Genomic DNA, 15,806 nt, shown 5'->3' with positions numbered 1-15,806 from the left:
ACAATCAACTCCTCTTTTTAATGAACCGCGCGGTATCGATAACAAAGCACATAAAATCCAGCTCCAGCCACTAGGGATACAATTGTAGTTAACAAGCCATCAGTGATTAGATGAATGCTAATCATGACCATAGCACTGATCACAAACGCAAATAACAATGATCGATAATAGGCGGCCAAAGCAAAACTCCTTTCTCTTCTCAGAGGCTGCATAAAGGCAAAGAACCGTATGGCTAAAAACCATATATAAATTCCTCCACCAAATAAGGTCCAATACAAAACATCCTGAATACCAGCCAATAAAAGAGAAACCAAGTAGAACGCATACAACCAAAAGGTTTGAAACACTTCTAACAAAATGATTTTTTGATATAAAGCCCCAGGAAAAAGATAGAGCACTCCTGTTTGTGCGTGTCTTACAATCCCCGCATAATATGAACTAAAAAGAACAGATGCAGCAATGACAATCAAGAATAGATTCAGCCAATCTGAAAAATAAGTAAAGAGGACATAGTAAGTACCGATTAACAGCATGGTAGATAGCACATGGAAGGTGATATATTTTTTTATCAGCAATAATTCAATCCAAAGAAAAGCCCAAACGCCCGTTAATGCTGGAAGTCCCCACCATGTCCTGCTCTTTTTTTGAACGATTGGACTTGATTGAATATGTCTCCCCTCAAATTCCTCCCAAAATACTGCCTCCTTGACTAAAGACTCCTTCATCTCTAAACGATGACTAGCACTGTACATCATCATGAAAGATAGGAACATCACTCCAATAAAGATGGAGACAGAAAGAATGGAGAACTCTTCGATCATACGTCCAGATTGAAACATCAAAGAATCAGCAAAGTTCATCAATGAGGGCTGTTTCATCACCAATTGATTCAAAACAAGCAGTGCAAAGCCGAAAAACATCAAGACAAAGCCGAGTAAGAGCAAACGCTTGTATACTTGAATGGTTCTGGCACAAGACACCGCAATCATCCAAGTTTCGACCAAACATAACAGCCCTGTCAGGATGAGTGATTTTCCAAGCAGAAACGGGTACTGCTGTGTCATAAAAAACAGAAGAAGGTCCGCAGCCAAAGCAGAGATAATGAAAAGAGCCCCTCGCCAGAAAATGTGATACATCCACACACTGATAACAACCGTCCATAAAGAAGCGCCATTTCCATATAACCAAATGATATCGTTCATCTGACTAGGCAGCCGATTCGTAAACAAACCAAAACCCGTATAAAGAACAAACAAACAGACAATGATCCATCCTGCTGCACTTGTATCCCAATCACCCATACTTGAAACTGCGCTTAGCTGAAAACCAATTGCCGCAATGAAAAGAAGTAAGATCAGAAAAGGCATTTTCTTTTCTTGATTTTTACTGATCAAGCGCCTTTGAGATTTCATCCATAAAAGGGAGAGTGTGTTATTCACTTGACCACTCCCCCAAAAGTTGAATAACTTCTGCCCTCCACTCAACCTGTTCTTCCTTTAATTGAGGAACATCCATACTCTTCATGATGGCACCGTCTCGAATCAATACCACCCTACTGGCTGTATCGAGAACGAACTCCAGACTATGAGTCGACACAAAGACCGACCCACCTTGACTGCTTTTTTGTCTCAGCCAATCCGACAGCCACTGTTTAGACGGAATATCTAACCCGACAGTCGGTTCATCTAATATAAAAAGGGAGGCATCTTGAACAATGGCTCCTGCTAAGACGACACGCTGCTTTTGGCCTCTTGACAGCCTTCCACACAGTTCATTCATCTTCTTTTCCATATGTACTTCTTTCAACGCTCCATATACCTTTTCCTTGATCTGTTTTAAGCCTTTATGATATCCACGAGCACGGAATTGAACATGTTCAGCAGCGGTTAAGTCTGGATACAAATACGGCTGATCAGGAATAAGAGCTACTTGTTTTTGGACATGGGCATGACCAGGCGGGAAACCCTCTATGAGAATTTCCCCTCCATCTGGTTTATATAGACCCGTTAAACATCGAATCGTTGTCGTCTTCCCAGCACCATTAGGCCCAAGCAGCGCCACAACCTCCCCTGGTTCGATGGAAAATGACAGATCCTCTATCCCATCACCATTGCTATATCGTTTGCTTACATTCTGAACCTCCATGAATGGCATCAAATCTCTCCCTTTGATTAGAGTGATGTATGCTTATCTATGGTGTGTTAAAAATTAAAAACGAATGTCATTAGACCCACTATTCATTAACCCTAATATTACCATATAGAGAATAACAAGGTAATAGGAATGAGGTAATCTATTCTATATACAACGGAAAAAGAAAATAGATTATGTACAAAATAAAAAAAAGATTGGGTAGCAGCATCCCAATCTTTTATCTATTAACCCTATACCATCTCCTGACACGCCCAAGCATCCACCTCTACCTTAAAAGCAGGTGAAGCCAATGCCACTACATAAATCATCGTCATACAAGGCAGATGATCGCCTAAAAACTGCCCCATGATTCGTTTTCTGCTCTCAGCATCGAACTCCCCTACGAGATAAAATACTAATTTCGTTATATCTTCCACAGCCATATCTGCCGCTTCTACATTTCGTTTCACATTCTCTAACGCTAATTCGAGCTGCTCCAACGGGCTCTCGGGAATTGTTCCATCCGCCTCCATCCCCACTTGACCTGATAAGGTTAACCATCGCTGTGGTCCTGTTGTTTCTATTTGATGGGTATATGGGGCAACTGGCGGATGAATGGTCTCAGGATTACGTGATGTTCTCATTGATAAAAACCCCTTTTCTGAAAATACAATCAATTTTTATCATCATATCAAATTTTCAACCGTATTCAGATTTTTATGCTCAGAGTAAACCTGAAGAAATAATCGCAACAGCCTGCTATAATTCTTGTCTTCTAAAAAGAAACCATCCGATGAGAAAAAAGAAAACAATCAATACCGATACACCTAGAAAACTTGTAAGTGCCTGATCCGAATATGTTCCCTTATGAATCATCTCTTCGGCTGCACTTGTCACGCCTTTAGGCGCAAACTTCCCTAATGTCTCTTCATAAAATGAAGGTACGGTAAACAGAATAAGATTGATCAAAAGCGACACACCTCCAGCTGTGACAGAACGTTGAAAGAACGCCGAAGCACAAATGGTCGATACCACAATCAGCAATAAATTTGGATAATAAAGAAGTGTTCCTTTTAACACATTCACCCAATCCACATGCCCAAATTGAATGTCCACATAATAAACAGAGGCAAGTACTGCCACCACCAAACTAAACAAAGTCAAACAGGCATAGGCGCATATTTTCGAGACATAGTAACTCGTTCGACTGATCGGTTTCACCATAATCATTGCGGTCACTCCAGAGGCACGCTCTCCTGCGATCGTTCCCATCACGATCATAATCAGGATAAACACACCTAGCGAATCAAATTTACTCAATGCACTCGCCAAAGCCTCTCCTGCACTAGGCTCTGGTATATAAAATGTAGATCCTTCAGGTAAATTAGCTGATTTCGATAGAAGATCCGGAAGCATTTTGAGCGTAATAGGCTGTGTGATCATTAAAATCGTAAAAATAATAGGAACAAATAAGATTTTATAGCTAGTAAATAACTCCCTAAATTCCTTTTTCAACATCATCATGCATTCACAACCTTCATGAAAATATCTTCAAGCGTCAGCTTAGATAGTCGATAATGGAGGAGAACACCGCCAGATTCAGTGATGAGACGAGGCAGCTCCTTCAATGCTATTTGTTGATCGTTCACTCGCACCTGATAAGCATCTCCTGTCTCAAAGCATTCCTCCACCCAATCCCGCTCTTTTAGCAAAGCCAATAATTTCGAATCCTGTTGTTCTAATTGAAATTCAATCACTGGCTGGATATAGTCTTCTTTGATCTGTTTCATGGAAGAAGACATCTCAATTTTGCCACTGTTGATCATGATAATATGATCTGCCACACGTTCAATGTCATCTAAAATATGGGTCGACATAAAGATCAACATCTCTTGTTTCAGACGCTCAATCAATGTCAGAACGTCTTTTCTCCCCATGGGATCAAGTGCAGACACAGGTTCATCCAAGATGAGAACCTTCGGGCTGTTGATGAGCGCCTGCGCAATGGCAAGCCTCTGCTTCATGCCTCCGCTATAGCTGCCAATGGCACGATCCTTCGCCTCATACACCCGGCAAAGCTTCAACAGCTCCTCTGTTTTGGAACGAATGAATTTTTTCTCTAAGTGAAATAACCCGCCAACCCAATGCATCCACTCCTGTCCCGTCATATCCTGATAAAATGCAGGATGCTGCGGACAATACCCAATCACATGACTGATTTGGTCCATCTCCTTTGCGACATCCAAACCAGCCACCTTCACGACCCCAGAAGTAGGACGAGCAAGCCCCGTCAAAATCCGGATCGTCGTTGTCTTCCCCGCTCCATTGGCTCCTAAAAAGCCAACACATCCAGCCTCCCCAACAGAAAACGAAACATCTTTTAAAATTTTATTCGGGCCATACGATTTCGTCAGCCCATAACACTCCAGCATATTCAAGCAAATCCCCCCTTTTAAGATGATTTACGACCAAAAATCAAATAGACAATAGGACCGACACTCGCCACAAACACAATCACCAAAGCCCAAATCCACTTCACCTCTCCTCTGATCCTCGATGGATCTCTTTTCAGCAAATCAAACAAACCAATCACCATCAAAATCGCTTGCAGCAAAATAAGAGGTAATATCATCTTCATATCCATCCACGCCACTCCCTTTTCAAACGCCAATTCGTTTTGGTATTACTTCTTTTGACGACATGAAGAGTGAATTCGTTCAAATGGATTTTATTTTTATTGGTCGAATGATCTATAAGATATAAAAAAGCCCAGTGAAGGGTAGTTCACTGGGCTTGCTTGTTATTCTCATGATGAACCTCGTAAAATCTTTTCCATCTTCTTTCCTTTCGCTAACTCATCAATCAGCTTATCTAGATAACGAATGTTCTTCATGGTTTCTTCCTCAATGTCCTCTACCCGTACACCACAGATGACGCCTTTGATTAAACTGCGGGAAGGATGAAGCTCAGGAGCCTCGGCAAAAAATGTTTCTATATCTGTATGTTTATCCACCTGTTCCTGCAGCTCTTCTGGACTGTACCCTGTTAACCAACAAATAATCGTATCGACTTCAGCCTTTGTTCGTCCTTTTCTCTCTGCCTTTGCGATGTAGAGAGGATAGACTTTTGCAAAGCTCATTGTGTAAACTTTATGTTTGGTCATGTGCTCTTCTCTCTTTCTTTGTTTAAGTATTTTTTCGATGCATTAGAAGATAGTTAACCTCTCGTTTATATTCTGCATATTCTTTTATCATCAGATATATTACAATAATAACCACATATGTATACATTATGATATAATTACTCGTTATCATATGTGAAAGGAAGAAGAAAATTGTCTAATTTCGATTTTCACGCATTACTTCAACCATTAGAGTTTGAGATGCTGGTATGTGATGTTGTGTCTCAAAGAGAAAGGGTCCCCTTTAGAACCTTTAAAGAGGGGCGAGATCAAGGTATTGATGGATTTTATACAGACAGTAAAACTAAAACCATCATACAAGTTAAACGTTATGGTCAGAAATTTTTTAAACCATTAATGAAAACTTTAAAGCAGGATCTCCAAAAAATCCGTAAATTAAAACCAGATCGATATATCTTAGGAGTATCAATGGAGTTAACACGACAACAAACAAAAGATATTGTTGATTTATTTAAAGAATTCAACGTTACTGAACACGATATATTAGATAGAGTTGAATTGAACAGACTCCTTTCACAGCCGACTTACAGAAAAGTGATAATCAACCAACCAAAGCTTTTAATCCCAAACTCAAATGTCCTAGAGCATTTGTTAAAAAAATACTTACATAGCCGTATTTATAAAGAGTCTGCCTATAGATTAAAAGATGCTTGTAAAACAGCAAAAACTTTTATAGCTTCAAAAGTCTATAGGTCAGCAGTTACAAATTGGGACATTAACAGAACTATCATACTTTCCGGAGAACCAGGTGTTGGAAAGACAACAATCGCTCAAATTCTAGCTTTAGCCCATTTGTATCAAGATCAATTAAACGGATTTAGATGGGTATACTCAATCGATGATATATACAGTATGCTAGATGAAGACCAAATACAAGTTTTTATTTTAGATGATTACTGGGGAAGTATCCTCGAAAAAGAAAAGAATAAAAAAGAAGAAGAACGCTTAGCTAAGTTAATAAAGGATATCGAAAATTTTCCTAATGATACAAGATTAATTATTACAACAAGAGAATATATTCTTCAACAACTCATTCATAAAAGTCCTTTACTTAAAAAAATATTTGATAACTATACCTTAATTTGCAACTTGGAAGCATACACCGAGAGTGAAAAAACAAGTATTTTATTTAGTCGTCTCTATTACTCAAAACTGAATTATGAGCATGTTAACTATTTGCATCTTCATACAGATGAAATTGTATATCACGACAATTATAATCCAAGGGTACTATCACTATTTTTAGATCAACAACCTCAAAGTTATGAAACACCAGAAGATTACTTAAATCGATTGTTAAATTATTTAGATTGTCCAAGTGATTTTTGGAGAGATATTTTTGATAATTTATCTAATGAAGCAAAGTTTGTAGCTTTGCTACTACTAATTACTTCGACCCCCTCATTACAAGAGGATATTGAAATCTGCTACAAAAATTCCTTACACTATTATTTCACTGAAACGCACACGAAGAATTTAAGTGAGAGTCTCAGAGAACTTGAAGAAACCATGATCAAGACAGTTTATGATGATGAGTATGATGATATCTTTTTATATTTTATTAACCCATCAGCACAAGATTTTCTGCTTGACTTCTTGAAAGAGAATTGTGAACAATGGATTCCAAAACTACTGCCTTGCTGCTCCTTCTATAATCAATTATTATTTCTATTTAAGAATATATCACCTTTTTGTAGTTCAAACGTTAGTGAACAAATCATACAAAGTTGTATAGAACATTATGATGATTATACAACTAGTTTTTCAGAAAACGATAATATATGGAATGTTGATATTTTAGAACAAGAAAAGGGAAGCTTAGATAGATTCTTTGATTTACTTAGAATTTATCTAACACAAAATCAAAAACAACCGAGACTTTATAAATTTTTAGAGTATAAAATCAGTCAGTACTGTATTGATATGGGGAGTAATGATCCTAAAGAATATCAATATAACGATTTACACAATTTACCTGGTTATATCGCAAGTTGCACAAATATTGGAATGACTTTTAACGGATATAAATTAATAGATAAATACTACAAAAACGCCTTTAGTGTGTTTCATTATAAAGCGATGGAGCGTTTTCGAGAAATATTTCCTAAGGAGTACGAAATATTTTACGAATCTTTTAACTCAAAAATTAGAAAAAATATAAAACAATTAATTTTTTCAGAGTTAGATTTTTTAGATGAATACTGCATGGATGTAGAATTAGATATATTAATTGATAGCATTCCTGATTTATGTGATTTTTTTGGCGTTCAATACTCAATAGAAATGGATAAAGAAATTGAACTTCTATATGGGCGCTCACCTACAAAAATAAATAATGATCATTCAATAATGAACAGGCATTTGTCGAATGAATATAATTCAAGTGAACATGACATAAGTACAGTAAAATATAACGCATATGATTGGATGTATGGAAAGGAAGAAGCATTAATAGAAAATGATGAAGTTATCGAACTTATATCAAATAGCAAACTTTCGAATGGAGTCAAAGATAAACTAATTCTCACATTAGACAATTATTCACCAGTTTACATCTACCAATTACTAAATACGAAAGAATCCTTGAATTTGTTAATTTCAATGTTAGAAAAAGACGGTTCAATGATGCCTGAGAGAGAAAGCGACTTATATATGAAGATGTTAACCCATTTAACTCAAGGAGATTCCACATTATTAATAAATTTAATTAACTTCTGTATTGATTCATTTTATTCATTCATGTATAGGGAAAAACCTTTATTCCGAAAAGGAGAATTTTTAAAAAGTAATATTTATAGTGACCATTTAGCAGATAACCCTTCACTCAAAAATATTGTGTATGAACATTTAATATTAGAGGATGAACAGTGGTTACGATTTATTCATATTCCATTATTCGTCGCTTGCTTTTCGATGAGTATATGTTTTAGCGTTGATGATGATGAATTACTAGAAATCTACCCAGAAATATGGGGTGATAATTCAAAAAAAATCAAACGAATACAGCTAGAGAATGGAAAAGAATTATCCGAACTATTTTATCCTGAATTTGGAGAATACTACATCTATAACAGTGAGTGGGAAAGCATATTATATCGGCTTTTCGAAGAGTTAAAACCATATCATTTTAATCAATTCTACGTTGAACCTGCCATTAAGCGATTTATGAAGCACTTAGGGGATGGCGATGAATCATCAAAGGTATTACAACTTATATCAACTATGGAATTGTTATTGGAATATGATCAGCATGATGAGATTAATCATATCGGGCAACAATATAGTATTAGTGACGAACAAAATCTTATCGAGAAATTAGGAATAGCTGATTTTGATTTTTGGGATTTACCTTCGATTCCCCAAAATACATTTACTCATTTATTAAAAGGTGATTTAATAAAACGGAAAGTACATAATTGGCAAATGCCAGTTTACAAAATAGAGAACATCTGTTTATTAAAAGAGCTTGGAGTTTATAATCACTCATTAACATCCATAAAAAAGATTGAAAATCTCCTTAAACGCTTTGAAAATGGTGATTATTCGCAAATAATAGTAACCTAAACAAAAAACACCCCTTTGACAAATTCTCAAAGGGGTGTTTCATTATAAAAATTAATCCCTACTCCACCGTCACACTCTTCGCAAGGTTACGTGGTTTATCCACATCACACCCGCGGTGAAGGGCTGCGTAGTAAGCGATCAGCTGTAATGGGACAACAGATGCAAGTGGTGCAAGTGCTGGGTGTACAGCTGGAAGGACGAAACGGTCGCCTTCGTCTTCTAGACCTTTTAGTGAGATGACACATGGGTTTGCTCCGCGTGCAACGACTTCTTTGACGTTACCGCGAATACTGAGGTTCACGTGCTCTTGCGTTGCAAGGGCAATGACCGGTGTGCCTTCTTCAATTAAAGCAATTGTGCCGTGTTTGAGTTCTCCGCCAGCAAAGCCTTCTGCTTGGATGTAAGAGATCTCTTTTAGTTTTAATGAACCTTCAAGGCACACATAATAGTCAAGTCCTCTTCCGATAAAGAATGCGTTACGTGTCACTGTGAAGAAGTCACGAGCGATTTGTTCCATTTCATCCTTTTGATCCACAAGGGCTTCCATTGCGTTTGCTACAATACCAAGCTCTTTCACAAGATCAAAGTCAAGAGATTGACCGTTTAATTCAGCTGCAACAGATGCAAGGATTGCAAGTACAGCGATTTGTGCTGTGTAGGCTTTTGTTGAAGCCACTGCAATTTCTGGTCCTGCATGAAGAAGCAATGTGAAGTCCGCTTCACGAGAAAGCGTAGATCCTGGTACGTTTGTGATCGTTAATGCTTTATGACCAAGCTCTTTGACTTGCACAAGTACAGCACGGCTGTCCGCAGTCTCTCCAGATTGAGAAAGGAAGATGAACAACGGCTTTTTCGATAGAAGCGGCATGTTGTAAGAGAATTCACTTGCTACATGGACTTCTACAGGTACTTTTGCCCAGTCTTCAATGTATTGTTTACCGACAAGTCCAGCATGGTAGCTCGTTCCGCAAGCCACAATGTAAATGCGGTCTGCTTCTGCTACTGCGCTGGCGATATCGCCAGCGACTGACAGTTTGCCGTTTTCGTCTTGATATTCTTGGATGATTTTGCGCATAACAAGCGGCTGTTCATCCGTTTCTTTTAACATGTAGTGAGGATATGTGCCTTTCTCAATGTCGCTTGCATCAAGCTCAGCGATATAAGAAGGACGTGTCATGATATCACCGTCAAGGTTTTTAATGATGACCTCGTCTTTTGTGACAATGACCATTTCTTTATCCATTAATTCCGCATATTCGTTTGTTACTTGAAGCATCGCCATTGCGTCAGAAGCCACAACGTTGAATCCTTCGCCGAAACCAACCAATAATGGGCTTTTGTTTTTCGCCACATAGATTGTTTCTTTGTTTTCGTTATCGAAAAGGGCAATCGCGTAAGAGCCTTTTAGTTGAAGAAGCGTTTGACGGAAAGCTTCCTCTGTATCAAGACCTCTGCTGACAAATTGTTCGATGACTTGAACAACAACCTCTGTATCTGTGTCGCTTTTTAGTGTGACGTCTTGTAAATATTCGCGTGTCAATTGTACATAGTTCTCAATGACACCGTTATGAACAAGCGTAAAACGGCCAGAAGCACTTTGATGCGGATGCGCATTTAGATGGCTTGGTACACCGTGAGTTGCCCAGCGTGTATGTCCGATTCCTGCTGAAGATGCTACGTTTGCATCCACGACTTCACGAAGCTCAGCGATACGTCCTTTTTCTTTGAACACATGCACGCCATCTTCGTTTGCCACAGCGATACCTGCTGAGTCATACCCGCGGTACTCAAGCTTCTCTAAACCTTTTAATAAGATTTCCTTCGCATCATTCTGACCAATATAACCTACGATTCCACACATAAATATTCTTCCTCCCGATCATGTGAAAGGGACAAAGAAAGCCTACTAAAATAGAAGGGACATTTCTTTGTCCCTCTCTACATGTTTAATTTGGGAGATCATGTGTATTCCCTTTGTACAAAGAGTCACCTCTTTGGTTTAAAGAAACACTTACGGCTGTGATCTCTTTTTTTGATCAGCCGGGAGGCATCCGCCGAAAATTCGATAACCTCCATCCTCGTCAACTAAGCATCTTTCGTCCGATCGCTTAGTTCGGGCGCTATAATTATAAGAGAGTTTCTGAACATCTACCCTGCCTTTCCTCATAGAATAAAAATTCAGTAACACAAGGATGATTGTACTATAAGGTCTGACCTCCGTCAATCACAATGTAGCGGGCGATCCCCTTCATTTGAGAAAGTGAGACCTCCATACACTATATGCGATGAGGCTTGTCACGTTCTACCTTTGATGTGCTCCCTATGTATGAAGGCAGTTTCAAGTTGCCCTCGCTTATATCATTCGTATAGTTCCATCCAATTATGTCGTTTATTCGAAAAAAAGCAAACCGCTGCCAGCGGTTTGCTTTCATCTATTACTCAATTCCCATTTCTTCTTTCACAACAGCTGTAATTCGAGCCACATATTCATTACACAACTCTTTTGTTTTCGCCTCTGCCATGACACGTACAAGCGGCTCTGTCCCCGATGGACGAACTAGGATACGGCCGTCACCATTCATCTCTTTTTCGACCTCTTGGATCACCGCTTTTACTTTTTCATTTTCTTCTACTTTATATTTATCAGACACTTTCACATTCACTAAAAGCTGCGGGAACTTTTCCATTTCCGCTGCAAGCTCTGATAATGTTTTTCCTGTCGCTTTGAGCGTATTCACAAGCATGATCGCAGAAAGCATGCCATCACCTGTCGTATTGTAATCAAGGAAAATCAAATGACCTGACTGCTCGCCGCCGACATTATAGCCGTCTTTCTTCATCGCTTCGACCACATAGCGGTCACCAACAGCCGTTTGAATGCTCTTAATGCCTTGCTTCTCAAGCGCTTTATAGAAACCTAGGTTACTCATGACCGTTGACACGACGGTGTCATCCTTTAATCGGCCTTCATCCTTCAAATAACGTGCACATATGTACATAATTTGATCGCCGTCTACGATATCACCTTTTTCATCGACTGCAATTAAACGGTCACCGTCACCATCAAACGCAAGACCAATATCTGCCCCCTTCTCCTTCACAAAAGCAGAAAGTGCCTCTGGATGAGTGGAGCCTACACCATCATTGATATTCAATCCGTTTGGAGATGTTCCCATTGTAGACACATCAGCATCTAAATCTGCAAATAAATGTGTCGCTAGAGAAGAGGTTGCACCGTGTGCACAGTCAAGCGCCACGTGAATACCTGTGAAATCCTCGTCCGCTGTCTGCTTTAAGAATTGCAAGTATTTCTGACCGCCTTCAAAGTAGTCGTTCACCGTTCCAAGATCGGCTCCAACTGGGCGTGGTAATTGATCGACTGGCTGATCCATCAGCTGCTCAATTTCGTTTTCCTGTTCATCTGACAGCTTAAAGCCGTCACCGCCGAAGAATTTAATGCCGTTGTCTTGAACTGGATTGTGTGAAGCAGAAATCATGACACCCGCTTCAGCATCCATTGCCTTCGTTAAATAAGACACACCAGGTGTTGAGATCACACCTAGACGCATCACTTCAGCTCCAATTGAAAGTAAGCCTGCAACAAGCGCTCCTTCTAACATATGACCAGATACACGTGTGTCTCGACCAACGAGTACCTTTGGACGTTCTTTATCCTTTGTGAGCACATAGCCGCCAAACCTCCCAACTTTAAATGCGAGCTCTGGCGTTAATTCGCTATTTGCTACACCCCTTACACCATCAGTTCCAAAGTACTTGCCCATGTTTCAATCGCTCCTTTTTTACCATTCAAGAGGACGCTTCGTCCTCTTTTTTATCTTCTTTGACCCGCTGTCTTTGACTCGATTCTTTCTTTGCTTTATCTTGCGAGGATTCTTCTTTACTCTTCTCACCCTGATCATCGTCATCAGTTGATGGATCTTGTTGATCTTTTTGATCCTTCCGATCATTTGTCGAAGCCGGCTGATCCTCTGTATCAGTAGAAGTGAGTTTCACTTTGATCTTTGATCTCGATAATGTCCAATTCACATTTTGAGGACCATTCACTTGAACTTTGACCTCATGGGTTCCTTCGTTCAAGTTCCCTGCATTGATATAGGCTTCAACATCTGAAGCCTTTAGTTTATCAATCGCACTCTTTGATCCCTTTGCTGTTAACGTGAGCCGTCCAGAAGAGGGGCTCACAAAATCAGATGTGAGATCCTTGCTCAAACCCACGACAGAAATCGGTACATTATCAATCTTTTTTTCTTCAGCTGTTGCAACCTTCACTTTGATCTTAACGGTTTCGGGTGATACCTTTTTCACACCATCTGGCAGGGGAATATCGGCATCAATCTCCGTATCATCTTTGATCTTGCTTAGGTCCAGCTTGACGCCATCAATAAAATCAAGGGCATCCAGCACCTTTTGAGAGCCGTACACTGTGACCTCACTCGGGCTTGTCTCAATGCTTGAGATGCTGATCCCTTCTGGCAAGCTGCCCGTCCGCTCAATTTTAAAAGGAACCTTTTTGCTTGGACTCGAGATTGGGACCGTAATATCCACCACGGATGGACTTACTTCGACTGGCAGCTCATTCCCGCTGCTATCATAGACAGTGAGCTTCGCTTCTTTTTCAATTTGCTGATCGACATCTTCTAAGTTCACAAAAGCTTTAATGACAGAAATTTTGTCGATGACGTCCTTTGATCCAGTAACTGTGACCTTTTTCGGATTCACAATGGGCTGTTCAGGTGAATAGCCGTCTTTGATTTTATTTTGATTATAAAACTCGGTTTCAACAGGAAATTCAGCTGTCGTTTTTTCTTGTATCGTCACAGTCGTCACAGATGGATTAATCGATAGTGTGAGTCCCTTCGATACATCTCTTGCCTTCAGCTCCACTTTATGTGTACCTGTCGATAAGTTCTGCATGTCTGCGTATATTTCAAAATTCTTTGTTTGTCTTGCTGTTTTCACAGCACTTGTTGATCCTTTAATCGTGACATTGACTGTCTGCGGCACACCAGTGACGACGTACTTCTCGTCATCATAATACGCTTTAACAGGAATGTCGGTTAAAGTTGCTTCATCTGTCGTCGATGTTGGGAAAAAGGATTCACCGATTTTTTTCGGCGTGGGCGCTTGCGCTGAATTGACTGTACCATACAGCAATAAAGCGAAGACCAATGCAAGAAGCTTAACGGCCCAGCGATTATTCAAAATCTTATCCATTTTTCTTGCCCCTCCAATACCATTTGGTCGAGGAAGCATCTTTGCTGTTCTTACTAAATTCAGCAATCAGCATTTCTTCAAGCGCTTCTTCTGTCAATTCTCGGTGGAGATCACCATTCCTTGCGACAGAAATACCGCCAGTTTCCTCAGAAACGATGACAGTTAAGCTGTCTGTCACTTCACTAATTCCGACTGCCGCCCTATGACGCGTCCCAAGCTCCTTAGAGATAAAAGGGCTTTCTGACAGCGGTAAATAGCAAGCTGCAGCTGCAATCTCATCCCGCTTCATAATGACAGCACCGTCATGAAGCGGTGTATTCGGAATGAAAATATTAATGAGCAGCTCTGAACTCACCTTTGCATTCAAAGGAATCCCTGTCTCTATGTAATCATTCATTCCGGTATCGCGCTCAATTGTCAGCAGCGCGCCGATTCTGCGTTTCGCCATATAGTTAATTGCTTTTGTAATTGCCTCGATCGTTTTCTGCTGCTGTTCCTCTACAGGTGTCCCGCTTCTTGAGAAGAAACGGCCGCGCCCAAGCTGCTCAAGCGCTCTCCTTAGCTCTGGCTGAAAAATAATAATGATCGCAAGGAATCCCCACGTAATCGCTTGATCCATCAGCCATTGAAGTGTGTTAAGACCGAGATACGCACTTCCCATCCTGACGAGAATAATGACGACAATTCCCTTTAGAAGCTGAACTGCTTTTGTTCCGCGGATGACCATCATTAATTTATATATCACATACCAAACAACGAGAATATCAACAGCATTACCGAGGTACTGCAAAAAAGGAATATCCCCTAAAGCCATTTCCTCGTCCTCCAGAATTTTCAGTTATTCTTCGTTTGATGCATTTTTTAATACAAAAAGAGCCTATGTATCAATACATAGCGTGGCTATTATACCACATTTTGTTTCAGCAAGGAAAATAGTTGCCATATCTGGCTGACTTGCTAGTATGCGTGAATCTCACCATTGTATAGAAAAAGAGCAGCCCCCTTAGAGACTGCTCTTTAAGCCGATTGAGTTACTTTTGCTCCTCTGGCCCAATGACCCGCATTGCGTTTTGTGCTGTTGATTTCATTTTGTACCAAATCCAATCAAACACTTCATTTATTTCATTAATTTGACCAGTGACTTGTCCGGCAGAAGCAGTCAACTGTTCCCCATTGACGACGGTGACATTTCCATCAACCTTGCCTTCTACAATCAGCTTGCCATTTTTGACAGTGACATCTCCCTTTACGGTTTCCCCTTTAGGTACGGTCACTGTATCATTTTCAACGACGAGATTCGGCTGCTTTGACACACTGAAATTATGATCGGTATTCCAGCTCGTAAACAGACTGCCTCCCATTAAAATGAGAAAGAGGGCAGCGGCTACCATCAGCGGGTGAGCTTTGATCCATCTTTGAACCGACACACGCTTTTTCTCCTTTGGAAGACCTGCCATCACCTTTGCAGTGAAATCAGATGGTGCTTCTATATGAGATGTACTCTGCACTAGCGCGATGGATTTCTCAATTTGTTGAAAATGAGTACGGCACTCCTCACACGATTGCAGATGGCTTTTTAATTCTTTTTCGTCTTGGGGCTCAATGTCCCCGTCTAAATACTGATGCATAAGCTGGACGATTCTATCCTGACAGCTCATCAAAATCACCTCAC

General features: G+C 39.9%; 13 protein-coding genes. 1 reads left to right on the top strand and 12 read right to left on the bottom strand.

Annotated features, from left to right (window positions below; all coding sequences use genetic code 11):
* Nucleotides 1-17 precede the first annotated feature (17 nt).
* The 7 genes from skfF to M1D81_RS01100 form a co-directional block, all read right to left on the bottom strand.
* A complete protein-coding gene (gene skfF, locus M1D81_RS01130) occupies nt 18-1,439 on the bottom strand; it encodes a sporulation killing factor system integral membrane protein (protein ID WP_456265902.1) in 1,422 nt (473 codons plus the stop codon).
* Nucleotides 1,432-2,154, bottom strand: coding sequence for an ABC transporter ATP-binding protein (locus M1D81_RS01125; protein WP_456265903.1), 723 nt, complete (start codon nt 2,152-2,154; stop codon nt 1,432-1,434). Before M1D81_RS01125 ends, skfF begins: the two co-directional genes overlap by 8 nt.
* Before the next feature lie 230 nt (nt 2,155-2,384).
* Entirely contained in the window at nt 2,385-2,777 is a 393-nt protein-coding gene (locus M1D81_RS01120; RefSeq protein ID WP_048238244.1) for a RidA family protein, read from the bottom strand.
* Between the two features lie 115 nt (nt 2,778-2,892).
* Nucleotides 2,893-3,657 (bottom strand): ABC transporter permease, encoded by a 765-nt coding sequence (locus M1D81_RS01115; protein WP_456265904.1) that lies wholly within the window; start codon nt 3,655-3,657, stop codon nt 2,893-2,895.
* On the bottom strand, nt 3,654-4,571 hold the full coding sequence (locus M1D81_RS01110; protein ID WP_456265905.1) for an ATP-binding cassette domain-containing protein: 918 nt from the start codon (nt 4,569-4,571) through the stop codon (nt 3,654-3,656). Before M1D81_RS01110 ends, M1D81_RS01115 begins: the two co-directional genes overlap by 4 nt.
* A 14-nt stretch (nt 4,572-4,585) precedes the next feature.
* Nucleotides 4,586-4,777, bottom strand: coding sequence for a PLD nuclease N-terminal domain-containing protein (locus M1D81_RS01105; RefSeq protein ID WP_034621703.1), 192 nt, complete (start codon nt 4,775-4,777; stop codon nt 4,586-4,588).
* 162 nt (nt 4,778-4,939) lie between these two features.
* Entirely contained in the window at nt 4,940-5,296 is a 357-nt protein-coding gene (locus M1D81_RS01100; RefSeq protein ID WP_456265906.1) for a DUF2200 domain-containing protein, read from the bottom strand.
* A gap of 171 nt (nt 5,297-5,467) precedes the next feature.
* Here M1D81_RS01100 and M1D81_RS01095 point away from each other — a divergent pair, with 171 nt between their 5' ends.
* On the top strand, nt 5,468-8,899 hold the full coding sequence (locus M1D81_RS01095; RefSeq protein WP_456265907.1) for an nSTAND3 domain-containing NTPase: 3,432 nt from the start codon (nt 5,468-5,470) through the stop codon (nt 8,897-8,899).
* Nucleotides 8,900-8,957: 58 nt separating this feature from the next.
* Here the strand turns inward: M1D81_RS01095 and glmS are convergent, their stop codons facing one another.
* The 5 genes from glmS to rsiW form a co-directional block, all read right to left on the bottom strand.
* Nucleotides 8,958-10,760, bottom strand: coding sequence for a glutamine--fructose-6-phosphate transaminase (isomerizing) (gene glmS, locus M1D81_RS01090; RefSeq protein ID WP_034621707.1), 1,803 nt, complete (start codon nt 10,758-10,760; stop codon nt 8,958-8,960).
* Between the two features lie 574 nt (nt 10,761-11,334).
* The gene (gene glmM, locus M1D81_RS01085) at nt 11,335-12,681 is read right to left on the bottom strand and encodes a phosphoglucosamine mutase (RefSeq protein WP_034284242.1); all 1,347 of its coding nucleotides are present in this window, start codon (nt 12,679-12,681) and stop codon (nt 11,335-11,337) included.
* Between the two features lie 25 nt (nt 12,682-12,706).
* Nucleotides 12,707-14,134, bottom strand: a complete 1,428-nt coding sequence (locus tag M1D81_RS01080; protein ID WP_456265908.1) for a CdaR family protein — start codon at nt 14,132-14,134, stop codon at nt 12,707-12,709.
* The gene (cdaA, locus tag M1D81_RS01075; RefSeq protein ID WP_456265909.1) at nt 14,127-14,948 is read right to left on the bottom strand and encodes a diadenylate cyclase CdaA; all 822 of its coding nucleotides are present in this window, start codon (nt 14,946-14,948) and stop codon (nt 14,127-14,129) included. The genes M1D81_RS01080 and cdaA overlap by 8 nt, the downstream gene beginning before the upstream one ends.
* A gap of 217 nt (nt 14,949-15,165) precedes the next feature.
* The gene (rsiW, locus tag M1D81_RS01070; protein ID WP_456265910.1) at nt 15,166-15,792 is read right to left on the bottom strand and encodes an anti-sigma-W factor RsiW; all 627 of its coding nucleotides are present in this window, start codon (nt 15,790-15,792) and stop codon (nt 15,166-15,168) included.
* Nucleotides 15,793-15,806: the final 14 nt, after the last annotated feature.

The sequence above is a fragment of the Bacillus sp. JZ105 genome (assembly GCF_053903125.1).
The sequence above is the reverse complement of the archived record's forward strand: the minus strand, read 5'-3'. Positions and strand labels throughout refer to the sequence as shown.

Bases quoted from the DNA above. Each gene is read 5' to 3' on its own strand.
- M1D81_RS01125 (WP_456265903.1), bottom strand. From the start codon at position 2,154: ATGCCATTCATGGAGGTTCAGAATGTAAGCAAACGATATAGCAATGGT.
- M1D81_RS01120 (WP_048238244.1), bottom strand. From the start codon at position 2,777: ATGAGAACATCACGTAATCCTGAGACCATTCATCCGCCAGTTGCCCCA.
- M1D81_RS01115 (WP_456265904.1), bottom strand. From the start codon at position 3,657: ATGATGATGTTGAAAAAGGAATTTAGGGAGTTATTTACTAGCTATAAA.
- M1D81_RS01105 (WP_034621703.1), bottom strand. From the start codon at position 4,777: ATGGATATGAAGATGATATTACCTCTTATTTTGCTGCAAGCGATTTTG.
- M1D81_RS01100 (WP_456265906.1), bottom strand. From the start codon at position 5,296: ATGACCAAACATAAAGTTTACACAATGAGCTTTGCAAAAGTCTATCCT.
- glmS (WP_034621707.1), bottom strand. From the start codon at position 10,760: ATGTGTGGAATCGTAGGTTATATTGGTCAGAATGATGCGAAGGAAATC.
- glmM (WP_034284242.1), bottom strand. From the start codon at position 12,681: ATGGGCAAGTACTTTGGAACTGATGGTGTAAGGGGTGTAGCAAATAGC.
- M1D81_RS01080 (WP_456265908.1), bottom strand. From the start codon at position 14,134: ATGGATAAGATTTTGAATAATCGCTGGGCCGTTAAGCTTCTTGCATTG.
- cdaA (WP_456265909.1), bottom strand. From the start codon at position 14,948: ATGGCTTTAGGGGATATTCCTTTTTTGCAGTACCTCGGTAATGCTGTT.
- rsiW (WP_456265910.1), bottom strand. From the start codon at position 15,792: ATGAGCTGTCAGGATAGAATCGTCCAGCTTATGCATCAGTATTTAGAC.